The sequence below is a fragment of the Gammaproteobacteria bacterium genome (genome assembly GCA_013003425.1).
Taxonomy (GTDB): Bacteria; Pseudomonadota; Gammaproteobacteria; order Steroidobacterales; family JABDKV01; genus JABDJB01.
In genome coordinates this window covers 88,547-112,539 of the sequence record JABDJB010000018.1, presented here as the reverse complement: position 1 = coordinate 112,539, position 23,993 = coordinate 88,547, and the positions used below count along the sequence as shown (strand labels likewise).

Here is a 23,993-nt window from a genome sequence, read left to right as displayed (position 1 = left end):
AATGCCACCCTGGCGGTTGGTGATGTCGACAATGATGGCGATATAGAAATTGTTGGCTCCGATTTTATCAGTACCGGTCTGGCCAATGAGTTGTGGTTGTTGAACGCTGACGACTGCACGTCACAGGCGGTTCCAAACGTATCAGAGATGATCGCTGCAGGGGGCTTTAGTCAGGGTTCGCATCATGGACTGCTGGATATCGATGGCGACGGCGATCTTGAGATTATTGGCACCCGCAGTGTAATACCGGGCGTGGGTGGAGATGGTGATCATCTGCTGGCCATCCATCATGACGGCAGTCTCGTGCAGGAGTGGCCGGGAGACGGGTTTAGTGTCGGTGTCAGCGAAACGATCGCCCTGGACAACATGATTGGCAACAGTAGTGCCGGTGGATTTAGTCAGATGGGCCCGACTTTTGCCGATATCGATGCCGACGGTACGGTCGAAATCATCATGCCCTGGTATTCGGCGGGGCTTGGTGGCGGAACCATCCGCGGCGGTATGACAGCCTTCAATGCCGAAGATGGCACCATCGCCTGGGAATTCCTGACGGGCAATTTACAGTTCGGAGATTCCGACTACAAACCGCCACTCATTGCCGATATTGATCTCGATGGCACGATGGAAATTATCTATCACAACTACGTCATGGATCATACCGGCGAGCTTGAGTTTCTCTTGCCAGTTGATCCGAGCCCCCTCAGCACGCCGTCGCATCTGGCCACCGCAGTCGCAAACTTCGACGACGATCCGTTTGCCGAAATTATCGCAATTGACACAGCCAACCACTATCTCTTCAATCACGACGGCTCCCTGATTTTCCAGATTCCCAGAAATAACAACTCTGGCAGCCAGATTGCGGTGGCAGATTTCGATGGTGATCGTGAAGTCGAATATGCTTGGTATAACGGCTTGGGAAGTACTTTAAGTCTTGGTTACTTTGAGGTTTATGATACGGATGGCTCGGTATTATGGAGTCACCAGGGGCTGCGGCAATATGGCGAAGAACTCACCCGCTTCAAGGGTGTGAACCCCACGGCGTTTGATGCCAACAACGACGGCGCTTTCGATCTTGTGGTTTATCTGGATGTATTTGATGGGCCGTTTGATGACGACGGGGTCTATATTTTCGATGGGCGTGATGGCTCGGTGCTGGAGTTTATGCCCATCCTCTCCGCCTCGAATGAACAACGATTTACGACGATTGCGGATGTAGACAATGACGGCGAAGCAGAAGTTATCTCTTCTTTTACTAACGGACTGGCCTTTGCCACGCGCATCTGGGAAGGCGCAACTTCTCATCCCTTGCCTGCAGCACCGGCCTATCGCAACCAGTGGATTTTTCAGGAAGCGTATGTCAACGACGACCTGACCTTCCCAAGCAACCCGATACCACACTGGTTGCAACCCGGTTTGAATGGTTACAACCTGATCAAACTGCCCCCTGATCCACTGGCCGGCACCACCGACAGTTTTACCTATCTGGCGAACGACGGTGCACTGGACTCCAATGTCGCCACGGTCACCTTCGATGTGCAGCCGCCAGGTAACGCACCGGTCTTCCTGAGCCAGCCCGATACCTTGACCACGGTTGGTTTCCCCTATGAGTACGATCCGTTCGTAGTCGACGTCGATCCGGGCGATTCGATCAGCTTTACGCTGGCGGCCGCGCCGGTCGGCATGACTATGTCGCTGAACGGCACATTGAACTGGTTGCCGGATGCTGAAGGGGAATTTCCGGTCAGCATTATCGCCAGTGACACCATCGGTTTCGCTACAGTGCAGTCATTTACGCTGCTGGTGGGTCAGCCGGTAACGGTGCCCGATGTAGTCGGCTTGCCACAGGCGAGTGCCGAAACGACATTGACCGGCGCCAACCTGCTGACCGGTAACGTGCAGACTGCCACCCACCCGACGATTCCTGCTGGTTCGGTCAGCAGTCAGACCCCGATCGCCGGAGCTGTGATTGAGTTCGGCGGTGCAGTTGACCTGATTGTCTCGCTCGGCCCGGCGCCCGAAGATATCGATGATGATAACGACGGTTTCACCGAGAACCAGGGTGATTGTGACGATGACAACAACGCAATCGCACCGGGGCAACCAGATGCAGCTGGTGACGGTATCGATTCCGACTGCGATGGTATCGATGGCAACCTGGTTCTTACCGAAATCATCGTGTCGCCACCGGCAGCGACGATACTGACCAGCGAGACTATTAGTCTCACCGCCACGGGTATCTTTGAAGACGGTACCAGTCAGAACCTGACCGGTGTAGTGAACTGGTCGGCCGGCCCGGCCTTCAGTTCCGCGACACCTGGAAGCTTCACCGTGACGGCGTCGCGCAGTGCTCGCGCCGGTGGTAAAGTCGGGGCATCGCGATTCGCGCCGATCTTCCGCGGTCTGATTCGGGGGCCACGAGGTGGTGCCATCGTCGGTTCGGCATTCATTGATGTCATCGATCGGGTCGCCGGCGACGCAATACCTCCGATTGCAGTCATCACTGCACCGGAGAACAATTCGACGGTTACCGCGCCGACCGACATCACCGGTAGCGCCAGCGACGCCAATTTCCTCAAGTACGAACTCGCCTACGCACTGGCAGGCGACACCAACTACACGACCATCGCAACCAGCACTACGCCGGTCAGCAACGGTGTGCTGGGGCAGTTCGACCCGACGCTGTTGATCAATGACCTCTACACTATCCGCCTGGCGGTCTTCGACACTGGTGGTAACCAGACCATTGCAACAACAATGGTCCAGATCGACGAGAACCTGAAGATTGGCAATTACACGCTGACATTCACCGACCTGCAGATACCGATGGCCGGTATTCCAATCACTGTAACGCGCACCTATGACAGTCGCGACAAGCGAACCGGTGATTTTGGTGTTGGCTGGCGCCTCGGTGTGCAGTCGATGCGGATTCGTGCCAACCGGATACCGGGGACGGGTTGGGAAGTGATCGGCGGAGGATTCAGCTTTGGACTCGTCCCGACCGATGAGCACATTGTCAGCATTACATTGCCGACCGGCCGGGTCGAAGAGTTCGACCTCCGCGTAACGCCAGAAGTGTCGGCGTTGGTGCCGTTTCCGGTGTCTTCATTACGGGCTTCCTTTGTGCCGAGATTCGGCACCCGTGGTGAGTTGGTCAGCCTCGACAACAACAACCTCAGCATAATCGAGCCGCAACCAGGTGTTGTTACGCTGTCCGATGATCTGACCAACAACACCTATGACCCCAGGTTGTTCCGGTATACATCAGCCGATGGAACTGAAATCGTCATCAGTATCGACGATGGTGTTCAAAGTGTGAGCGATCCGAGTGGCAACACATTGCAGTTTCTCGACACTGGGATAATCCATTCGGCTGGCAAGAGCGTGCTATTCACCCGCGATGACCTGGGTCGTATCAGTGAGTTGACCGACCCCCGTGGTAATACCCAGCAATATCAATACGACGGCAACGGCGACCTGCGCGCGCAGACGGATGCCGAGGGCAATGTCACAACGTTCAAATATGATCTGCGGCATAATCTTATCGAGGCGATGGACCCACTCGGTAATCGTGCAGTTCGCAATGAGTACGACGACGATGGGCGATTGACGGCCATAGTCGATGCTGCTGGTAACCGGGTTGAGTTCCAGCGTGATATTGCTGGCCGCGAAGAGATACAGATCGACCAGCGCGGCAACACGATCCGCTATATTTTTGACGACAATGGTAATTTCCTGTCGCGCGAACGTGTGGTCACAATTGAGGGTGTGCCTACGATAGCGTTACAGCTGTACGAGTACGACGCGCGCGGCAACGAGATCGTCCAGATCGATCCTGACGGGGTCCGCACCGAGATCACCTATGACGATGACGACAATGTGCTGCAGCGCGTCGTCGACCCGACCGGGCTCGCCATCACGACATCCTCTACTTACGGTGATAACGGCAACGTGTTATCGCGTACTGATGCGAATGGCGCCGTGACGACGTACACCTACGATGGTGATTTGCGGCCGCTGACCATCACCGATCCGCTCGGCAATATGAAACGCTTCTTCTACGATAGTGGTGGATTGCTGGTAGCTACCGAGGATGCGACTGGTACCGTGGCACAACGGTCGTACAGCAGTTTCGGTCAGGTTACGTCGGAGTCGATCGTCGATGCCGGCGGGACCCTGGTGTCTCGAGTCGACATCGATTATGACGCTAACGGCAACGAAACAAGCCGCGCGGCGTTCCGGTATGTTGATGGTGTTCTGACGCCGTTCACGACGACGTTTGCCTACGATGGAATGGATCGACGAACCACGACGACGGATCCGCTGGGTTCCGTCACAATAACGGAAATCGATGGGTTGGGCCGGCGCGCCGCGGACATCGATGCGCTGGGCCGGCGTACGGAGTACGGCTTCAACATCCTCGGTCAGCAGACGACTGTCACGTATGCAGATGGTGCCGAGCAAACCGTCGCCTTCGACCCGGCAGGCAATGTCATTAACGAAACCGACGCCCTGGGCCGGGTGACAACCTTCGTTTATGACGAAGTTGGTCGACGTGTAACGACGATTCGCCCGGATGGCACGCAGATCGCCGAAGTATTCAGTCCTGGGGGGCGCCTGGCTGCCAGCATCGACGCGAGGGGCGCGCGTACAGAGTTCATCTACGATAGCGCCGGCCGTCAGGTGCAAACTGTTTTGCCGCAGGTCGTTGATGCCCGCGATGGCACGCTGGTGAATCCGGTGATCACTTCGGTGCTTAGCCCCACCGGGCAGTCGCTCAGTACCAGCGATGCCAACGGCAATCAGACCAGCTTTGACTACGATGACGCTGGCCGTCTACTCGAGACGACATTCGCTGACGGTGTAACGCGGTTACAGACGCCCGATGAAATCGGGCGGCCGGCGAGCCAGACCGACGAGCAGGGCGGTGTCACCGGGTTTGCGTACGATGTAGCCGGACGCCTGCTCAGGGTCGAGCAGCCATCACCGGATGGTATTGCACCGTCTCCGGTGACGACGTATACGTACGATCTTGATGGCAACCGGTTAACTCAAACTGATGCGCTGGGGGCAACTACTCGTTTCGAATACGATGCAGCCGGACGGCGCACGGCGAAGATACTGCCATCGGGCCTGGTCGAGTCAACGGCTTATGATGCTGTCGGTAACGTAGAGTCCCGCACCGACTTCAACGGCGAGATTGCGCTGTTCGATTACGATGTACGCAATCGCGTGATTCAGGCTGACTATGCCGACGGATCAGTGGCAAGCTACACGTACAATCTCAGTGGTACGCGCGCGACGGCGAACGATCCGGCGGGCACGATCACAAGTGATTACGACGCAATGGATCGTGTAATCAGCGAAGCGCGTCCGGACGGACGAGTTTTGACTTACACCTACGACGATAACGGCAACCAGGCATCAGCTACATCGCCCACACAGAGTGTGAGCTATACGTACGACAGCATCGACCGGCTTTCATCGGTGACCGAACCCGGCGGCTTGACGACCTACGGCTACGATCCGGTCGGCAACCAGGTCGAGATTGTCCGCCCGAATGGCGCAACGACAGTTACGACTTTTGATAACCGCAACCGAATCTTGGCAATAAGTCACGAAGACGATGGTGGCGCGCTGCTGGAGTCGTATGCCTACACTCGCACAGCGAAGGGGCAACGCGAAACAGCTACTGAGTCAGACGGTGCGGTTGAAACCTACACGTATGATGCCGTAAATCGCCTGACACGCGAGACGCGCACCGGTAGCCGTCCGCGCGATATCAGCTATAGCTACGATGCCGTTGGCAATCGCATCGCAATGGATGACGGTAGTGTAGTGACATACGGTTACGACATCGATGGCAGGTTGCTCAATGCTGGAACTACGCTCTTTAACTATGACAGCAATGGCAACCGTACTGCGCGGATTGACGGTGCGACGACAGTCTACGACTGGGATGCACGCAATCGCCTGACCGCTCTGAACAGCCCTTCGGTTGCGACCGTATTTACTTACGATGTTGACGACAACCGCATCGAACGCGACGGCGTTACTGGTGGCAGTCAATACCTGATCGACGCGCGCAGCGTCACTACGTTCCCACAGGTATCCGAAGAACGTGACGCGGGTGACAATCTCGTTGCAGCGTTCGTCTATGGCTCGGATCTGATCTCGCGGACCGACGGCGGCCGCAGCTACTACCATACAGACGCACACGGCAACACCGAGTTGCTAACCAATGCAACTGGCAGTGTGACCGACACTTATGGCTACGAGACCTATGGTGAGCTGGCATCATCGTCGGGCAGCAGCTTTAACGAGCATCTCTACACCGGCGAGCAATTCGACAGTGATTCCGGCTTCTATTATCTGCGCGCCCGTTACTACGATCCGGCCACCGGTGTGTTCCTGTCGCGGGACCCGATCGAGGGTTTGCTTGCCTCACCATTTACCCTGCAGCCGTATCTCTATGTCGTGAACGATCCGGTTAACGGTATCGACCCGAGCGGGCAGTTCGGTTACGCAGATGTGTCGGCGGCTCTCAGCAACATCGGTACATTGGCGCGGGTTGTGGTTCCCAATGTGAGACGTGCTTTTTGCACGGCGGGCGGAATCATTCGCTCGGCTGAAGCTGCGGGAGCTGCGGGGCAGATCTATTTCTCGTTGCTGTCCGGCATCTTCCAGACCGGCATTGAGACCAGGCTGCAGGGCAAATCGATATTCTACAAGACCACCATTCCGCTGCCAGAGGACCGGGCTGTCGGCATTGAAATCTTCTCCGATTTCAAGGAAAACATCGCGCGCGGCTACAAGTTCGAGATCGCCAAGGAGACTGTCACAGGCGATGCCAATAAAGGGGCGATCGAGTTTCTGCAGCGTACGGACGGGAAAAACGCCGTGCGTGGCTCTTTTGTTACAGAGATTGGGTTGCGGCTGTACACAATACGAGCATGCGGCATTGCGCCAATAGGAGCACTGGGTATTGGTGCTGAGGTAGGTGGTAACGCTACTGGAACCGGTGGCAGCAGTAATCTCGAATTCAAGGGCGATATTAAGGGCTTCGTCAAGATAGAGGCCGGTTTCCTCGACGGCAACGCCAAGATCGAATTCAAGCAGGAGTTCTTCCCATGATAAGAAACAAGAAAATAGCGCCACTGGTGGCATTGGGGGTTGCGCTTGTACCGTTGGCGCAGGCAAATCCGATTTTCTACGAGGTGGAAAACCTCAGTGGTGACACCTGGCAGTACACCTACACGGTCGGCAACGAAACAGCGGCGCCGATTGATCAGTTCACGATATTTTTCGACCCCGATCTGTATGCGTTCGATTTGATTGCCGGGCCGGGAGGCCTGCAGGTTGATCCCGCCATTTATTCCGGGCCCGCCGGCTGGGACCTGTTCGTCGCGCCGCCGGACCTGCTGTTTCCCGGTCCGGACGACGATCAGTTCGGGTTCTTTGACGGTCTGGCTTTAGCTGCCGGTGTGGCGCCAGGCGAGTTGTTGAGCGCCTTCACGATCGAGTTTACCTGGCTGGGGATGGGCACACCGGGTTCGCAACCATTCACCTTGTTTGAAGAGGATCTGCTCGACGAGTTTGGCGACAATCTCTTCACCCAGCCGCTGTTTACGCCTATGTCCGAGCCCGCAACCGTCCTGCTGATCGGTTTGGGCGGGTTGTTGCTGGCGGCACGCCGCCGCGGCTCACGCTGATCGAGCCTCGACCGGCATGGTTCACTGCCGGACATTCCTGCGGCATTCCACAATTGCCCGTCGCGGTGATCGGCTCTACTATTCCGTTTTCGGCCACACCGCTGTGCGCCCGCAAGGGGGGGATAAATAGTGAAAATCGGTGCACTGGTCAAGCAGGTACCGGCCAAGGATTCTGCGATCGCAATCCGCCCTGACGGGCAGTGGATCGAGGAGGAAGGCCTCGAGTTCGAGACCTGCGAGCCGGACGATTATGCGCTGGAAGTCTGCGTCGACCGTCTTTGTTGCCTGCGTGGTCGTACCCGAGATACGATGTAATGACTTTCCACTTATTGATCAATTCCGTTCCAACTTCGATCTTCGTGGTTGTAAACCTCTACAACAACGTCTATGTTCATATGCGAGTCAATATTATCGTTTCCTCTCTGTTGTCACTTTTACTGTACTCCGGTCATGCTGCCGCGGCGCCCGTCGATGTAGACCTGACCGTTGGCACCTGGGCGGTCTCGGCTACCGATGACATTGGAATCAACTGGGAAGGTTCCACGCTCGTTTTCGAAATGCAGACTGCGGACGGCGACAACTGGCTGCTGGAAGGTTTTTTCGACTGGATTGGCGACAACGGCGCATTCGGGCGTGAGAATTTCACCGGGTCACTGTTCGCGGATAGCACGATGGAGCTCACTGGTTTCGAGATTGTCCTGCCAGCATCCGGCATCGTAACCGCAAATTATTTCGCGATCCTGAGTGCGTCGGGTAACGAAATTATCGACGGATCCTGGGACGGGAGCGGTATCCCGAGCGACGATTGGTCAGCCGTCCGGGTCGTACCGTTGCCGGGAGCGGTATGGTTGCTTGCTTCGGCACTGGTCGGGCTTGTGTTCGGTACACGGCGCCGGGACCTTCATTAACGGGTCACCAGTCGAAAGCAGTCGGAAAGCGGGCGTCCCTGCCCCGGGTAAAAGGTCCGCAAGTGGCCGTTTGCGGAAACCGGAAATCGCGGCTGGAAGCCGCTCCTACGGGAGCATGTTAATGACCGCTATTGGCCGATTGCGGAAGTTATCGCGGCTGGAAGCCGCTCCTACGGATTGTTGTGAACGTCCGGTTTTGGCCGGTTGCTGCCGATCGGGATCGCTGCTGGAAGCCATGGGGCCGGTTGCGCAAGTCGAAACACGTACCACGGTAACGTCGTCCTGCCGGCGCCGCTTCAGTGGCGCAAGCCGCCTGGTCAGCCGCGCGGCTGCATTACATCCCGGCTACTGGTTTGTACTTCGGGCTTGCGACGCGGATTGCCGGTTTCCCTGATGCTGATGTCGCCGCTCATCGTCTCGATGCGAACGCGGTTATCGCCGTTGCCTTCGATCAGCTCCAGCCGGCTGCCTGGTGCGTACTTGCTCTTTTTCTGTGCCTTCTGGCCAAGCACCGGGCTAATGTTGCCGCTGAATGATTCCAGGTAGTAGTCGGTGTCATAAAGGCTGTCCAGGCGCAGATCGACATCACCACTGACCGATTCGGCGTCCACCTTTGCGTTTCGCGCCATGGCGCCGCTGAAGTCCATATCGCCGGAGACCGTATTCAGCTTGAGCCGTGACGTCTGGCCCGACTCGAGTTCGATATCGCCGCTGACGCTGGCCGCGATGATTTCACCAGCCAGCCCGGTCGCTTCGATGTCGCCGCTCACCGTCTTGAATGCAAACATCGATACCTTGCCGTTCCCGGTGACAGTAACCTCACCGCTGACGGCGCGTGCCTCGACCTCCTGGCCGAATGATTGTGCGTCGAGATCGCCGCTGACGGTTTGCAAGCGGAGTTCGCCTTCGATTTCCTCAACCAGTAGGTTGGCGGAAACGGTTGATGCATTGACCCGCGTCGATTTCGGAACCCGAATCACCAGGTCGGTGCGGGAACGATCGCCCCAGCCCTTGCCCTCGCTTTCGACTTCGACCGTTGCGGAGCTGCCGTCAACGGAAAAGACCAGTTCGGATTCGTTGCCAAGGTCACCGGTGACTTCGATGCGGTTGCGCGACCAGCCATAGATTTCAACGCTCCCGGAAACATTGGATACCTTCAGGCGTCCGTTCGCCGGCATAGCAGCTTCCTCGTTGATAGCCCCGGCCCCGGCGACTGACGTCGCGAGCAGTAAAAGTGGCAGGAAAAAATAAGCTTTCATATCTGTATCTCTTGCGGCCGCTCGGCGGCCAGTTTGTTGATGTCGGTTAACAGGTCCAGTTCCTGGCGATAGATCGAGTGCAGCAACTGGTGCAGGAAGGCGTTCTGAGGATCCTGTTCGAGCGCGGTGCGAATCCGGGCCAGGCTCTCATGGATTTCAAGCAGGTTGCGGCTGACGTTGCGCCGCGTGTCAGGTGAAAGGCGCTGCAGGCTGTCATCCAGCGCAACCGTCAGGCGTTGGCGCACCTGCAACATCTCCGCGTCAGCAACGTACTGTGTAGCCGGCGCGGTAATTGCTGCGACTACAGCTGCAGTGCTGACATCTTGTTGAGTGGCGAACCGCCAGGTGACAGCTGACGACAGCGCCACCAAAGCCACACCGGCCGCGACTGCCTGCGGCCACCAGCGACGCTGCTGCACCGCCGGCACTTCGGGCTGGCCGAGCTTACTGGCGATTTGTGGCCACAGGTCGCGTTCCGGGCTGATCTCATCCGGCAGGGCGGCGGCACGCCCGATCAACGAATCACTTCTGTCAGTCATTTTTCCAACCTTGCGCGCAACAGTTTTCGTGCGCGGTGAACCTGCGCTTTGCAGGTGCCGACTGCGACTCCGAGAGTGTCGGCAATTTCCTGGTGGCTGTAGCCGTAAACGGCAAACAGCACAAATGTCTCACGAGCACCGTTGGGCAGGGACTGCACTGCTGCTTCGAGATCCATGTTGACCCCGGCATCCCGGCTGACCAGATCGATATCGGTGCCTGCCGGCAGCTCGCTGACGACTTCCAGGTGAGTGCGACGGCGCGTATCACTACGATGGCGCGAAAGGACTTCGTTTACGGCAATGCGATGCAGCCATGAACTGAAGGCGCTGCGTCCTTCAAACCGGTCGAGTTTTTGCCATGCACGCACGAACGCCGACTGGGTGCAGTCCTCGGCGACGCTGCGATCGGCAGTCATGCGCAGGCAGACAGCGTAGATGCGCCCGACGCAGTCGCGGTACAGTTCCTCGAATGCCGCCATGTCGCCGTCGACCGCGCGCCGCACCAGCGCGGTTTCCTTCGCGGCATCACGTCTTGCTGGCTTCATCACTCGGGCTGTTGCGACCAACGCAGGGTCCTCGCTGCCATGGTAATCCCCATGCCACTCAGATGCCGCCCGGCATTCAATGGTTTACAGCGATCCGAACCAGGGGCGCCTCGCCGGAGCGGCTTTAGCCGCGAATCCCCAAAGCTCGCTGGATTCGGTGTTGCTGAACCCGCCAATCGCGGTTTTTCGGCACAAACCGGTTCGCGGCTGAAGCCGCTCCTACAGGCGCATTTTGGCACCCGCCGGATCGCGGCTGAAGCGGCTCGTACAGGCGTCTGCAATCGTGCGGCTAACCCAGGTCGAAGGTGATGCCCTGCGCCAGCGGCAGGTCGCTGCCCCAGTTGATGGTGTTGGTCTGACGCCGCATGTAAGCCTTCCACGAGTCGGACCCGGCCTCGCGACCACCACCGGTTTCTTTTTCGCCACCGAAGGCGCCACCGATTTCCGCGCCCGACGTACCAATATTGACGTTGGCTATGCCGCAGTCGCTGCCGCTGGCGGAAAGAAAACGCTCGGCATGCTGCAGGTTGTCGGTGAAGATTGCCGACGACAGGCCCTGTGGTACCGAGTTCTGCATTGCGATTGCCTCATCGAGGTTGGCAAAAGGAATCACGTAGAGCACTGGAGCGAAAGTTTCGTTCTGGACGATATCCCACTCGTTACGTGCCCGGGCAATGGTCGGTTGCACGAAGTAGCCGTTGCCCTCGATGGACTTGCCGCCTGCAATTATCTCGCCGCCGGCCTGTGTTACCGCCTCGACTGCTGTTTCAAAGCGGGCAACGCTCGACTCATCTATCAACGGTCCCATCAGCGTCCTGGGATCGAGCGGATCACCGATGCTGACCTGCTGGTACGCGTGCGTCAGGCTGTCGCACAGCTTGTCGATGACTTTTTCGTGCGCGAGTACGCGTCTTGTCGTGGTGCAACGCTGGCCCGCAGTGCCAACGGCGCCAAAGACTATGGCCGGCACCGCAAGATCGAGGTTGGCGTATTCATCAACAATCAGTGCGTTGTTGCCACCCAGCTCCAGCAGGCTGCGGCCCATCCGCGCTGCCACCTGTTCGCCAACCTGGCGACCGATGGCGCAGGATCCGGTAAACGACATCAGCTCGACCCGCGTATCGTCGACAAATTTTTGCGCCAGCCGATTGTCGGCATCGACAAACAAACCGAAGATGCCGGGAAAGCCATTGTCGGTCAGCGCACGATTGCAAATCTGCTGTACGGCCACCGCGCACAATGGTGTTTTCGGTGACGGTTTCCAGACGCTCACGTTGCCGCAAACGGCGGCGATAAACGCGTTCCATGACCAGACCGCAACCGGAAAATTAAAGGCGCTGATGATTCCGGTGATGCCGTACGGGTGCCACTGTTCGTACATGCGGTGATGTGGGCGCTCGGAGTGCATCGTCTTGCCGTACAGCATGCGCGACTGGCCGACCGCAAAATCGGCGATATCGATCATCTCCTGGACTTCGCCATCACCCTCGGCCTTGATCTTGCCCATTTCCAGCGACACCAGGCTGCCAAGCGCATCTTTGTGCCGGCGCAGCTCCTGCCCGACCAGCCGTATCGCTTCGCCGCGTTGGGGTGCCGGAATCATGCGCCACTGGTCAAACACCTGCCGCGCTTCAGTGATGAGCCGCTCGTAGTCAGCCTCCGATGCCGACTGCACGCTGGCGATGGGTTCACCGTTTGCGGGGTTCAGAGATTCGAGCAGCGCGCCTGAGTCATCGGCCGACCAGCCGCTTTGCGGAGTAAAGGTACCCGGGTTGACTGCCTGCAATCCGAGCTGGTCCAGTAGGGCTTTCATCGCTTTTCTCCATAAGACATAAGAGCGGCCGCCAGCCGCAGCGTGGGGCGGCATTCTGCCAAGCACCCCGGCGCAATGCCAACCATTTGTTTGCACCGCGTCATGTGTGCCGCTAGCATCGGTTGCATCATGGTACGTACACCGACACAAACCGACTGGCACCCGGCAACCTGGCAGGCACTGACGGCCACGCAGCAGCCACAATATCCCGATGATGCCGCCGTCGAGCGGGCGGTGGCGGCGCTGTCGCAGCTGCCGCCGATCGTCACCAGCGGCGAGGTCATTGGCCTGAAGCGCCAGCTGGCCGAGGCGCAGCGCGGCGAGCGCTTTCTGCTGCAGGGTGGCGACTGTGCCGAGAGCTTTGACAACTGCACATCTGATGCAATTGCCAACAAGCTCAAGATCCTGCTGCAGATGAGTGTCGTGCTGCTGTACGGGCTTAAAAAACCGATCATCCGGGTCGGTCGCATGGCCGGGCAGTATGCCAAGCCGCGCTCGGCCGATTTGGAAACACGCGACGACGTGACCTTGCCCAGCTACCGTGGCGACCTGGTCAACCGTCATCCGTTCACTGCCGAAGACCGTATACCCGATCCGCAGCTGATGCTGCGTGGTTATGAGCGCGCTGCGCTGACGCTGAACTTTGTTCGCGCGCTGGTCGACGGCGGTTTTGCCGACCTGCATCACCCGGAATACTGGGATCTTGATTTTGTGCGTCATTCGCCAGCGGCAAAGCACTATCATGAAATCGTTCATTCGATTTCCGAATCGCTCGACTTCGTCGAACTGATTTCAGGGCAACCCGCCGCCGGCAGCACCGAGCGAATCGATTTTTATGCCAGCCACGAGGGGCTGCACCTGTTGTACGAGCAGGCACAGACCCGCTACCTGGAGAAGCGTCGCGGCTGGTTCAACCTGTCGACGCATTTCCCCTGGATCGGTATGCGCACGGCAAACGTCGATGGCGCTCACGTGGAGTATTACCGCGGTATCCAGAATCCCATCGCTATCAAGCTGGGCCCGGCGATGAGCGCGGAATGGCTGCAGGAGCTGCTGGGCATATTGAATCCGCAAAACGAGCAGGGCCGCATGACCCTGATATGCCGCTTTGGTGCGAAGCAGATCGAACAGTCGTTGCCGCCGCTGATCGAGGCGGTCCGTGCCACCGGATCACCGGTGTTATGGAGCTGTGACCCGATGCACGGCAATACCGAATCGACCGCTACCGGCGTGAAAACGCGTCATTTCGACAATATCCTCGCCGAGGTGGAAAGTGCATTCCGCGTTCACAGCGAAATGGGCAGTTACCTTGGCGGTGTGCATTTCGAGCTGACTGGCAATGACGTCACCGAATGCATCGGTGGTGCGCGGGGCCTGACCGACAAGGACCTCGAGCGGGCCTACGAATCCACGGTAGACCCGCGGCTGAATTACGAGCAGGCGCTGGAGCTGGCGTTGGGTATCGCGCGTGGGCGTGGTCGCAACTGATTAGCGCGCGGCCTGCCGGGCAAGCGGCTCCAGCTTCCGGCTGACTTCTTCCACCGCGGCGCGCCCGGCGGCAATCGTTTCATCGGCGCGATGAAAATCCATCAGCTGAACGTCGTCCACCCGCGGTGCAATCTCAACCAGCGGCGGCTCGCCTGCCATGCGGCTGCGCGTAATGCGCTCCTGCATGATGCTGACTGAGGCGTTGACCACATCGAGTATGCCCGGCTCGGAGTCACGACTGCTGAACAACGAACTGAATACATCGGCCAGCTTTTCAAAACCACGCAGTTCACGGTCGGACTTGTCGATTTCGATCAGCTTGTTCTCGATAAGATGCCGGCGGTTTGCCAGGTGGGCATTGAGGTTGACTGCAATGACCGTCTCGGCGCCCATCGCATAACACAATGAGACCGGTACCGGATTAACAAGGCCGCCGTCAATCAACCATCGGCCTTCGTGTCGGGTCGGTGAAAACAGGCCGGGAAGGCCGCACGAAGCACGCACTGCTGCCAGCATGTTGCCTTCACGCAGCCAGATCTCGCGGCCGGTGATCAGGTCAGTGGCAACTGCAGCGAACGAAGCGTCAAGCTGCTCGATCGGCCGATCCTTCAGCTGTTCGCCAATGGCATTCATTACCCGGCTGCCCTGGAATACACCGCCACGAAAACGCGCATCGAGCAGGCCAAAGACGTCCATGCGGGTAAGCCCGGTCACCCAGTCCTCGAGTACATCGAGCTGGTCCGAGGCATAGGCTGCACCGACCAGAGAGCCAATCGAGCAGCCGGTAATTACCTGCGGACGGATACCGCGTTCGACCAGCGCCCGGACCACCCCGATATGGCTCCAGCCGCGTGCTGCGCCACTGCCCAGCGCCAGCCCCAGTTTGCCCGTCATGTCCGGCCCGCCTGCGCATGAATGGTGCAATGCCGCATTAGAAAGAGACTAAACATAAGCTACTAACCACCTATTTATACGCTGGAAATCGAGAACTGGTTTACTGCTTTTTTGGTATTGCATAGCACAATTGTGTCTAATATCCGCGAATTTCAAAAGCCCCGCCGGGAGCAGCATGACAACGTATGCAACGCTGCCCCTCAAGCATCAATAACTGAGGCATATAACCATGACAACGGATCTGGAGAAAGACTGGCAGAGCAATCCCCGCTGGAACGGTGTGCAGCGTCCCTATAGCGCCGCCGACGTCGAAAAACTGCGTGGGACCGTGCCCATAGAACACACGCTTGCGCGGCGTGGTGCAGAGCGGCTGTGGCGCCTGATGCACGCCCGCCCGTTCGTCAACGCGCTGGGCGCGCTCACAGGAAACCAGGCGATGCAGCAGGTCAAGGCAGGGCTGGACGCGATTTACTGTTCCGGCTGGCAGGTCGCCGGTGACGCCAACGTGGCCGGGCAGATGTATCCCGACCAGTCCCTTTATCCGGCCGACTCGGTGCCATCGCTGGTGCGTCGTATCAACAACACGCTGCAGCGCGCCGACCAGATTCATCACGCCGAGGGCGACGACAGTATTGAATGGTATGCGCCAATCGTTGCCGATGCCGAAGCCGGTTTCGGCGGGGTGCTCAACGCCTTCGAGCTGACCAAGTGGATGATCGAGGCGGGCGCCGCCGGCGTCCACTTCGAAGACCAGCTCTCATCAGCAAAAAAATGCGGCCACATGGGCGGCAAGGTGCTGGTGCCAACGGTTGAGGCCGTGAACAAACTCGTGGCTGCACGACTCGCTGCCGATGTTTGCGGCGTGCCGACCATTATCGTCGCGCGTACCGACGCCGACGCGGCCAACCTGCTGACAGCGGATATCGACGAGAATGATCGTCAGTTCATCACCGGTGAGCGCACCGTCGAAGGGTTCTACCGCGTCAATGCCGGCCTGGATCAGGCCATCTCTCGTGGCCTGGCCTATGCGCCGTACGCTGACCTGGTCTGGTGTGAAACGTCCGTGCCGGATCTGGACCAGGCAAAGCGTTTTGCCGATGCGATACACGCCGAGCATCCGGACAAGATGCTGGCTTACAACTGCTCGCCCTCATTTAACTGGCGCAAGAACCTGGACGAAGCAACAATTGCAAAATTCCAGCGTGAGCTGGGTGCCATGGGTTACAAATTCCAGTTCGTGACCCTGGCAGGCTTTCATGCGCTCAACCACAGCATGTTTACGCTGGCGCGCGGCTACAAAGAGTCGCAGATGGCCGCGTACGTCCAGCTGCAGGAAGCAGAGTTTGCTACCGAGAGCGCCGGCTACACGGCCACTCGTCATCAGCGCGAAGTGGGCGCCGGGTATTTCGATGCCGTAACACAGGTCATCAATGCCGGTCAGTCGTCGCTGAGCGCGCTGGAAGGCTCGACTGAGGAAGAGCAGTTCGACGAGGCCGCAGGCTAAAGCGTTTCTGTATTTTCGGGCGGTAACAGCGGTGTCCCCGATGCCGCTGTTACCGGCCCGATATCGCTGTTCGTCTCTGGCGCGTGCCGTTCGCGCCGCCGCCAGGACTTTGCTGCCGGGTAGTCTGCTATCCTGTGCGCGCCTAACGCACGGGAGGACACATGCAGTACGAGCACATCGAAGTGCCGGCCGACGGCGAATCCATCACTGCCAACGCAGATTTCACGCTTAACGTCCCTGATAATCCCATTGTTCCGTTCATTGAAGGCGACGGCATCGGCATCGATGTGACGCCGGTGATGCGCGCGGTGGTCGATGCGGCGGTAAGCAAGGCTTATGGCGACAAGCGCGAAATCTCCTGGATGGAGGTTTTCGCCGGCAGCAAGGCCACGCAGAAATACGCCAGCGGCGCCTGGCTTCCCGACGAGACGCTGCATGCGATGCGCGAGTACATCGTTTCGATCAAAGGTCCATTGGCGACCCCGGTGGGTGGCGGCATGCGTTCTCTCAATGTGGCCATCCGCCAGGCAATGGACCTGTATGCCTGCGTACGTCCGATTCGCAACTTCAGCGGCATCAGCACGCCGATGAAAGAGTCCGACCTGGTCGACATGGTGGTGTTCCGTGAAAACACCGAGGACATTTATGCCGGCATCGAGTGGCCGGCCGGTTCACCCGAAGTGCACAAGATCATTGCGTTCCTGCAGGAGCAGATGGACGTACACCAGATACGCTTTCCGAACAGTTCCGGTATTGGTATCAAGCCGGTATCACGCGAAGGCTCGGAACGGCTGATTCGCAAGGCAATTCGCTATGCAATCGAATATGACCGTACTTCCGTAACGCTGGTGCACAAGGGCAACATCATGAAGTACACAGAGGGTGCTTTCCGTAACTGGGGTTACGAAGTTGCCCGCGAGGAATTTGGCGCAGAGCTGCTCGACAACGGGCCCTGGTGCAAATTCAAAAACCCGCAAACCGGTCACGATATCGTGGTGAAAGACATCATTGCCGATAACTTCCTGCAGCAGATCCTGCTGCGACCGGACGAATACGACGTGATCGCCACGCTCAACCTGAATGGTGACTATATTTCCGATGCGTTGGCGGCGCAGGTCGGTGGCATCGGTATCGCCCCGGGCGGCAATATCGGCGACGGCCTGGCTGTGTTCGAGGCCACCCACGGCACGGCACCGGGTTATGCGGGCAAGGACCGGGTCAATCCCGGGTCGCTTATCCTGTCGGCCGAAATGATGTTGCGCTACATCGGCTGGCCGGAAGCGGCGGCGCTGATTATCAAGGGCGTGCGTAACGCGATTGCTGCCAAGGAGCTCACCTTTGACCTGGCGCTGCTGCGCGAGGCGATACGCGGCAACCGGCGCGACCTGGCCTCGCAGCGTACGGTGCCGGAGAAGCTGGAGCGGCTGGTGCCGGGTGCCACGCTGGTCGGTACCAGCGGCTTTGGTGAAGCGGTGATCCGCCACATGCGGGATGCGCCGGCCAGCTGAGATTGATCAAAAATCAACCACTTATGTCAACAAGTGCATAAATATAAAGATCGGGTGGTACATTTAGACCGAGTTTGAGGAACAACACGTGATAAGAGTCTTGCTCGCCGACGACCACAAGCTGGTCCGTACAGGCATAAGAAAAATACTGGAGGGAGCCGGGGATATAGAGGTCGTCGCTGAGGCGGCCTCCGGCGAAGAGGCACTGGAACTGGTCGACGAGGTCAGTCCGGACATCTGCATCATGGACAAGTTCATGCCGGGTATTGGCGGGTTCGAGGCGTCGCGTCGCATCCTCGCGCGTGGCAGTTCGAAGATAATCTGCCTGACCGTTTACAGCGACATGCCGCTGCCGCGCAAGATCCTGGAGCTGGGCGCCAATGCCTACCTGACCAAGGATTGTTCCCCGGAAGAAATTATCGAAGCCGTACGTATGGTCGACCGTGGCGAGCGCTACCTCGCGCCGGTCATTGCGCGCCGGCTGGCGGATGAGACGCTGTTACGCGGTGACCAGGAATCACCGATGAATTCCCTGTCCGAGCGCGAGCTTCAGGTATTGCTGCTCATTACCCAGGGCGACAGCACCCAGGCGATTTCCGACAAGCTGTGCCTGAGCCCGAAAACCGTCAGCACCTATCGCTCACGAATTTTTCAGAAGCTCGATGCTGACAACAACGTCGACCTGGTTCGCCTGGCCATGCGTTATGGTCTGCTCGACCCGGAGCCGCCACCGCTGGCACGCCTCGACTAGCTGCAACATCTGCGCCAATTCACGCCCGGTGAGCCGGGCCGGCGCGCTGTTGCGCTGGTAAAGTAACACCATGTCCGCGGCTATATTCGATCCTGACTGCAAGCGCTGTCCGCGCCTGGTGGAGTACCTGGCGCAAAGTCACGCCAAATATCCCGACTACCATTGCGCACCGGTTGCTCCTTTCGGGGCAGACCAGCCACGCCTGCTTATTGTCGGGCTGGCGCCGGGCATGCATGGCGCCAACCGCACTGGCCGGCCGTTTACCGGAGACCATGCCGGCGGCATCCTGTATCGAACCTTGTATGAGCACGGTTTCTCCAGTGCGCCGGTGTCGGAAGGTGCCAGCGACGGTCTGGAGCTGCGGGACGCCCGTATCACCAACGCGGTCAAATGCGTACCGCCGGCAAACAAGCCGGTCGGCGCCGAGATAAACAACTGTCGCGACTTCCTCAGTGCGGAATTGAAGTCGCTTGCCCGGCCTGTCGTGGTTCTGGCACTCGGCGGCATTGCCCATCGTGCCGTCATCCGCTGTCTTGAATTGCGCCAGGTCGATTTTCCCTTTGGCCACGCCAACGAGTACGAGCCGGAACCGGGGCTGACGCTGATTGATTCGTATCACTGCAGTCGCTACAACACCCAGACCCGCCGTCTTACTGAGCCGATGTTCAGTGCGGTATTCAGTCGCATCCGGGAAATACTGGACCGGTGAAGGGCAGGGCGGAACCCACGGTCTCGCGGCCCACCCCCGGCCAGTTCGACCCGGAGCCGCTGCTGGCTTCACTGAGCAGCCGCCCCGGGGTTTACTGCATGCTCGATGCGGAAGGTAAAACGATATACGTCGGCAAGGCCCGCAACCTGAAAAACAGGGTCAGTAGTTACTTTCGGGGCGGGGCGACCGCAGTCAAGACAGCGGCATTGCTGCGCCATGTTGCCGATATTCGCATTACGCTGACCAATACCGAGACCGAGGCGCTGTTACTCGAAGACCAGCTGGTCAAAAAACACCAGCCGCGCTACAACATATTGCTGCGCGACGACAAGAGCTTTCCCTATGTGAGGGTGTCAATGGTGCATGATTTCCCGCGGCTGTCGTTTTATCGCGGAGCAAAAAAGAAAGGGCACAGGTATTTTGGCCCTTATCCGAGCGCAAAAGCGGTGCGTGAATCTCTGGGTCACCTGCAACGCCTGTTCCAGGTGCGCCAGTGCGAAGACAGTTTTTTTGCCAACCGCTCACGACCCTGCCTGCAGCACCAGATCAAGCGCTGTTCCGCACCGTGTGTGGGGCTGGTCAGTCGCCAGGACTATGCGGCCGATGTCGAACATGCCGTGCTGTTCCTGCAGGGGCGCGAGGCAGAAGTGCGATCCGACCTCATCAGGCGAATGGAACAAGCAGCGGAGCAGCTCGATTATGAGCGTGCCGCGCATTTACGCGACCAGGTAGCACGCATCGAGCGGGTGCAGGAGCGCCAGTTTGTCACCCGCGCAAGCGGGGATGTCGATGTGGTCGCTGCAGCTGCCGAAGGCCGTCACTTCAGCGTGGCGGTGATGTTTATCCGCGGCGGGCGTAACCTGGGCAGCCGCAACTTTTACCCCCGCAGTGCTGCGCAGGCAGGGTCGGCCGACGTGCTTTCTTCGTTTATTTCGCAATATTACCTGGGGCGCGAAGCGCCGGCTGAAATTATTGTCAGCGATGAATTGCAGGAACACGCACCGCTGCTGGAAGTTATCAGTGAACGAGCCGGGCACCGGGTGCAGATCAAGCACCGCGTGCGGGGTGACCGTGCGCGCTGGCTCGAAATGGCCTCGACTAACGCACGCCATGCGCTGCAGCTCCGGGTTGCATCAGCAGCCAGCCTTGCCAACCAGTTCGATGCGTTGAAAGACGCTCTGGACCTTGAGGAAACCCCGACCCGGCTGGAATGTTTTGATATCAGCCACACCGGCGGTGAGGAAACGGTGGCAAGCTGCGTCGTGTTCGGGCCGGAAGGGGCACACAAAAGTGAGTACCGCCGTTTCAACATAAAGGGGGTAACCCCGGGTGACGACTATGGCGCCATGAACCAGGCGTTGCAGCGACGCTACACGCGAATCCGCAGGGGTGAGGCACCGTTGCCTGATGTGCTGTTCGTCGATGGTGGCAAGGGCCAGGTGGCTGAAGCGGCAAAAGTGCTTGAGGAGATGCAGCTCGATAGCGTCCAGATCGTTGGCGTTGCCAAGGGCAGCGACCGTCGACCGGGCGATGAGCGGCTGATCTTGTTGGGGCAGGATCGTCCCACTATACTGCCGGCCGACTCACCGGCGTTGCACCTGATACAGCAGGTCAGGGATGAAGCGCATCGTTTTGCTATCAGCGGTCACCGTTCGCGGCGGGCAAAGGCACGCACCGGGTCGGTGCTGGAGTCGATTCCGGGCCTGGGCCCGAAACGCCGGCGCGAACTGTTGAAGCATTTTGGCGGACTGCAGGGTGTCACGCGTGCCGGTGTCGAAGACCTGGCAGAGGTGCACGGCATTAGCCGCAAGCTTGCCGCGACAATATACGAGACTTTTCACGGAACAGAATAAGTGCGACCACAGCTGAATATTCCAACGCTATTGACGCTGGGCCGCATGGCCCTGATACCGCTGTTTGTGGTCATCTTCTTTTTTGGGGAATGGGGCAAGGCTGTATCGGCATTGCTCTTTCTGCTCGCCGGTCTGACCGACTGGCTCGATGGCTATCTTGCGCGGCGTCTCAACCAGACGTCCCATTTCGGCGCTTTCCTCGACCCGGTGGCGGACAAGCTGATTGTGTCGGTTGCGCTGATTCTGATTGTCTTCGCCCATGACGGGTTGTTTGGCGCCGTGGTTGCCATTTCTTCGGCGATTATTGTCGGCCGCGAGATCGCGGTGTCGGCCATACGCGAGTGGATGGCGCTGCTGGGCGCGCGGCAGAAAGTGGCTGTGGTGGCAATTGGCAAGATAAAAACCATCGTCCAGGTTATTGCCATATTCCTGCTGCTGTACCGCCGGCCTATTGCTGGCGTCGAAATCTATGAATACGGGGTCATTCTGCTGCTGATCGCTGCGGCGCTGACGCTGTGGTCCATGTTCGTCTACCTGCGCGCGGCGTGGCCGGCCATCGTCGATCCCGAGGCCGTGACTGGCGCGGAGGACGGCAGTCAGGGCCAGGGAGACGCAGGCGCTTGACAGCCCTATAACGGCCGCTAAGATGGTCGGCCGCAGCGGGAATAGCTCAGTTGGTAGAGCACGACCTTGCCAAGGTCGGGGTCGCGAGTTCGAGTCTCGTTTCCCGCTCCAGATTCCGGGCCCCGGAACCAGCACGGTTCCGGGGCCTTTTAATGCCGGAGCGGCTTTCACCTGCAGGGGCGGCTTCAGCCGCGAATGCCTGAAGCCCGCAAACAAGGCTGGCGACTTCAGCCCCGATTGACTGGAGTGCTAAACTCCCGGCTCCGCGCCTTCTGCCGACGCGGAGATTTAACGGCCAGGTGGCAGAGTGGTTATGCAGCGGCCTGCAAAGCCGTGTACGCCGGTTCGATTCCGACCCTGGCCTCCAATCTTTCTCCCCAGCCCGGGTGGCGGAACTGGTAGACGCAGCGGACTTAAAATCCGCCGGCCATAATTGGCTGTGCCGGTTCGACTCCGGCCCCGGGCACCAAACCCCGCGATCGCTACCCCAGCTGTTTTATACTCAGTCTGGTCAGGGGTTGGGGAAAGCTATGGATGATGTGATCTGCGTAATTCTGGGTGGCGGTGCCGGGTCGCGGCTGTTTCCGCTGACCATGCATCGCTGCAAACCGGCCGTGCCGCTGGCCGGCAAGTACCGCCTGATCGACATACCAATTTCCAATTGCATCAATTCCAATATCCACCGGATGTTTGTGCTGACGCAGTACAACTCCGCCAGCCTCAACCGCCACATCTCCACCACCTATTCCTTCGACCGCTTCCGCCGCGGTTTCGTCAACATCCTGGCAGCAGAACAGACGGCCGCTTCAAAAGACTGGTTCCAGGGCACCGCCGATGCGGTGCGACAGAGTGGCAAGCACCTCGACAGCTACAGTTACCGTCATCTGCTCGTGCTGTCGGGCGACCAGCTTTATTCAATGAACTACGCAAAGCTGCTGGCGCACCACGAACAGGCCGAGGCGGATATTACCGTGGCAACGATACCGGTCACCGCCGGGCAGGCGCCGGCACTTGGCATCCTGTCCACGGGGTCGAATTGGCGTATTAACGGCTTTCACGAAAAACCGCCGGCCGATAAGCTGGACGGGCTGGAAAGTAATGTGTCGCCCGCCATGCAGCAGGCTGGACGTGTCTACCTCGCGTCGATGGGAATTTATGTGTTCCGTCAGGGTGTGCTGCAGGAGCTGCTTGATGCCAGCCCGGATGCACATGACTTCGGCAAGCAGATAATTCCGTCGGCCATCGACGACATGCGTGTTGTCAGTTACCCGTTTTCCGGCTACTGGAGCGATATCGGCACCATCCGCTCGTTTTATGAAGCAAACCTGATGCTGGCGAAAGATCACCCGGATTTCGACATGTTCAACGCGCGCGCGCCGCTGTACAGCAACGCACGTATGCTGGCGCCGGCCAAGTTCCAGTCGGCCCGGATCAGTCGTTCGATCATTGCAGAAGCCAGCGCGATCGAGAACGCTGAAATCAGCAATTCGGTAATCGGGCTGCGTACCGTGATCGGGCGCGATGCCGTTGTCCGCAATTCAGTTTTGATGGGAGCTGATTACTATCCCTGGACCAAACGGCACGAGCGTGAAATCGCTACGGGGCCGGACCACCCTGGCGTCGGTGCCGGGGCGCATGTAGAGAACGCCATCGTCGATCGTAATGTCTGCATCGGCGAAGGCTGCACCATTGCCAATCAGTCGGGCGTTCGCGAGGCAGACAGTGATAACTACTTTATCCGCGACGGCATCGTGGTTATTCCAAAAAACGTCACCATCCCGGCCGGCACTATCATCTGACCGCTGCCCGGCTATATAACCAGTAAAACTCCTTCGATACCTGGCCGGGGAAAGGGCATGTCAATTAGACTTGACAGAGTCAAAAGGTAA

Annotated in this window: 17 protein-coding genes and 3 tRNA genes; 15 read left to right on the top strand and 5 right to left on the bottom strand. The window is 58.8% G+C overall.

Going from position 1 to position 23,993, the window contains the following annotated elements:
• The 4 genes from HKN06_04000 to HKN06_03985 form a co-directional block, all read left to right on the top strand.
• The coding region (locus HKN06_04000) for a PASTA domain-containing protein (GenBank protein ID NNF60475.1) at positions 1-7,131 on the top strand (7,131 nt) is incomplete at its 5' end.
• Positions 7,128-7,709 carry a PEP-CTERM sorting domain-containing protein gene (locus HKN06_03995; GenBank protein ID NNF60474.1) on the top strand — a complete coding sequence of 194 codons (582 nt, stop codon included), beginning with the start codon at positions 7,128-7,130 and terminating at the stop codon, positions 7,707-7,709. The genes HKN06_04000 and HKN06_03995, both read left to right, overlap by 4 nt.
• A 129-nt stretch (positions 7,710-7,838) precedes the next feature.
• Positions 7,839-8,024: a hypothetical protein gene (locus tag HKN06_03990; GenBank protein NNF60473.1), complete on the top strand. Its 186-nt coding sequence runs from the start codon at positions 7,839-7,841 to the stop codon at positions 8,022-8,024.
• Positions 8,024-8,617 carry a hypothetical protein gene (locus HKN06_03985; protein ID NNF60472.1) on the top strand — a complete coding sequence of 198 codons (594 nt, stop codon included), beginning with the start codon at positions 8,024-8,026 and terminating at the stop codon, positions 8,615-8,617. Before HKN06_03990 ends, HKN06_03985 begins: the two co-directional genes overlap by 1 nt.
• 317 nt (positions 8,618-8,934) lie before the next feature.
• Here HKN06_03985 and HKN06_03980 read toward each other — a convergent pair whose 3' ends face one another.
• The 4 genes from HKN06_03980 to HKN06_03965 all read right to left on the bottom strand — a co-directional run bounded on the left by HKN06_03980 (position 8,935) and on the right by HKN06_03965 (position 12,773).
• On the bottom strand, positions 8,935-9,876 hold the full coding sequence (locus HKN06_03980) for a DUF4097 family beta strand repeat protein (protein NNF60471.1): 942 nt from the start codon (positions 9,874-9,876) through the stop codon (positions 8,935-8,937).
• Positions 9,873-10,415: a hypothetical protein gene (locus HKN06_03975; protein NNF60470.1), complete on the bottom strand. Its 543-nt coding sequence runs from the start codon at positions 10,413-10,415 to the stop codon at positions 9,873-9,875. Before HKN06_03975 ends, HKN06_03980 begins: the two co-directional genes overlap by 4 nt.
• A complete protein-coding gene (locus HKN06_03970) occupies positions 10,412-10,960 on the bottom strand; it encodes an RNA polymerase sigma factor (GenBank protein ID NNF60469.1) in 549 nt (182 codons plus the stop codon). The genes HKN06_03975 and HKN06_03970 overlap by 4 nt, the downstream gene beginning before the upstream one ends.
• A gap of 289 nt (positions 10,961-11,249) precedes the next feature.
• Entirely contained in the window at positions 11,250-12,773 is a 1,524-nt protein-coding gene (locus tag HKN06_03965; protein ID NNF60468.1) for an aldehyde dehydrogenase family protein, read from the bottom strand.
• 102 nt (positions 12,774-12,875) lie between these two features.
• Between HKN06_03965 and HKN06_03960 the strand changes: the two genes are divergently transcribed.
• On the top strand, positions 12,876-14,261 hold the full coding sequence (locus HKN06_03960; GenBank protein ID NNF60467.1) for a 3-deoxy-7-phosphoheptulonate synthase class II: 1,386 nt from the start codon (positions 12,876-12,878) through the stop codon (positions 14,259-14,261).
• Here the strand turns inward: HKN06_03960 and rssA are convergent, their stop codons facing one another.
• Positions 14,262-15,155 (bottom strand): patatin-like phospholipase RssA, encoded by an 894-nt coding sequence (rssA, locus tag HKN06_03955; protein NNF60466.1) that lies wholly within the window; start codon positions 15,153-15,155, stop codon positions 14,262-14,264.
• A 229-nt stretch (positions 15,156-15,384) separates the two neighbouring features.
• Between rssA and aceA the strand changes: the two genes are divergently transcribed.
• The 10 genes from aceA to HKN06_03905 all read left to right on the top strand — a co-directional run bounded on the left by aceA (position 15,385) and on the right by HKN06_03905 (position 23,903).
• The gene (gene aceA / locus HKN06_03950; GenBank protein NNF60465.1) at positions 15,385-16,659 is read left to right on the top strand and encodes an isocitrate lyase; all 1,275 of its coding nucleotides are present in this window, start codon (positions 15,385-15,387) and stop codon (positions 16,657-16,659) included.
• Positions 16,660-16,820: 161 nt separating this feature from the next.
• Complete coding sequence (gene icd, locus HKN06_03945) at positions 16,821-18,167, top strand: NADP-dependent isocitrate dehydrogenase (GenBank protein ID NNF60464.1); 1,347 nt, start codon at positions 16,821-16,823, stop codon at positions 18,165-18,167.
• 88 nt (positions 18,168-18,255) lie between these two features.
• Complete coding sequence (locus HKN06_03940) at positions 18,256-18,918, top strand: response regulator (protein NNF60463.1); 663 nt, start codon at positions 18,256-18,258, stop codon at positions 18,916-18,918.
• A 70-nt stretch (positions 18,919-18,988) separates the two neighbouring features.
• Positions 18,989-19,627 carry a uracil-DNA glycosylase gene (locus HKN06_03935; GenBank protein ID NNF60462.1) on the top strand — a complete coding sequence of 213 codons (639 nt, stop codon included), beginning with the start codon at positions 18,989-18,991 and terminating at the stop codon, positions 19,625-19,627.
• Positions 19,624-21,480, top strand: coding sequence for an excinuclease ABC subunit UvrC (uvrC, locus tag HKN06_03930; GenBank protein ID NNF60461.1), 1,857 nt, complete (start codon positions 19,624-19,626; stop codon positions 21,478-21,480). The genes HKN06_03935 and uvrC overlap by 4 nt, the downstream gene beginning before the upstream one ends.
• 45 nt (positions 21,481-21,525) lie before the next feature.
• Entirely contained in the window at positions 21,526-22,104 is a 579-nt protein-coding gene (gene pgsA, locus HKN06_03925; GenBank protein NNF60460.1) for a CDP-diacylglycerol--glycerol-3-phosphate 3-phosphatidyltransferase, read from the top strand.
• 35 nt (positions 22,105-22,139) lie between these two features.
• Positions 22,140-22,215: transfer RNA gene (locus HKN06_03920), tRNA-Gly, on the top strand.
• Between the two features lie 182 nt (positions 22,216-22,397).
• A tRNA-Cys gene (locus HKN06_03915) sits at positions 22,398-22,471 on the top strand.
• A gap of 13 nt (positions 22,472-22,484) precedes the next feature.
• A tRNA-Leu gene (locus tag HKN06_03910) sits at positions 22,485-22,573 on the top strand.
• Between the two features lie 61 nt (positions 22,574-22,634).
• Positions 22,635-23,903, top strand: coding sequence for a glucose-1-phosphate adenylyltransferase (locus HKN06_03905; GenBank protein NNF60459.1), 1,269 nt, complete (start codon positions 22,635-22,637; stop codon positions 23,901-23,903).
• Positions 23,904-23,993 lie beyond the last annotated feature (90 nt).

Coding starts and splice junctions, on each gene's coding strand:
- HKN06_03995 (NNF60474.1), top strand. CDS start 7,128: ATGATAAGAAACAAGAAAATAGCGCCACTGGTGGCATTGGGGGTTGCG.
- HKN06_03985 (NNF60472.1), top strand. CDS start 8,024: ATGACTTTCCACTTATTGATCAATTCCGTTCCAACTTCGATCTTCGTG.
- HKN06_03980 (NNF60471.1), bottom strand. CDS start 9,876: ATGAAAGCTTATTTTTTCCTGCCACTTTTACTGCTCGCGACGTCAGTC.
- HKN06_03975 (NNF60470.1), bottom strand. CDS start 10,415: ATGACTGACAGAAGTGATTCGTTGATCGGGCGTGCCGCCGCCCTGCCG.
- HKN06_03970 (NNF60469.1), bottom strand. CDS start 10,960: ATGAAGCCAGCAAGACGTGATGCCGCGAAGGAAACCGCGCTGGTGCGG.
- HKN06_03965 (NNF60468.1), bottom strand. CDS start 12,773: ATGAAAGCCCTACTGGACCAGCTCGGATTGCAGGCAGTCAACCCGGGT.
- HKN06_03960 (NNF60467.1), top strand. CDS start 12,876: ATGTGTGCCGCTAGCATCGGTTGCATCATGGTACGTACACCGACACAA.
- rssA (NNF60466.1), bottom strand. CDS start 15,155: ATGACGGGCAAACTGGGGCTGGCGCTGGGCAGTGGCGCAGCACGCGGC.
- aceA (NNF60465.1), top strand. CDS start 15,385: ATGACAACGGATCTGGAGAAAGACTGGCAGAGCAATCCCCGCTGGAAC.
- icd (NNF60464.1), top strand. CDS start 16,821: ATGCAGTACGAGCACATCGAAGTGCCGGCCGACGGCGAATCCATCACT.
- HKN06_03935 (NNF60462.1), top strand. CDS start 18,989: ATGTCCGCGGCTATATTCGATCCTGACTGCAAGCGCTGTCCGCGCCTG.
- pgsA (NNF60460.1), top strand. CDS start 21,526: ATGGCCCTGATACCGCTGTTTGTGGTCATCTTCTTTTTTGGGGAATGG.
- HKN06_03905 (NNF60459.1), top strand. CDS start 22,635: ATGGATGATGTGATCTGCGTAATTCTGGGTGGCGGTGCCGGGTCGCGG.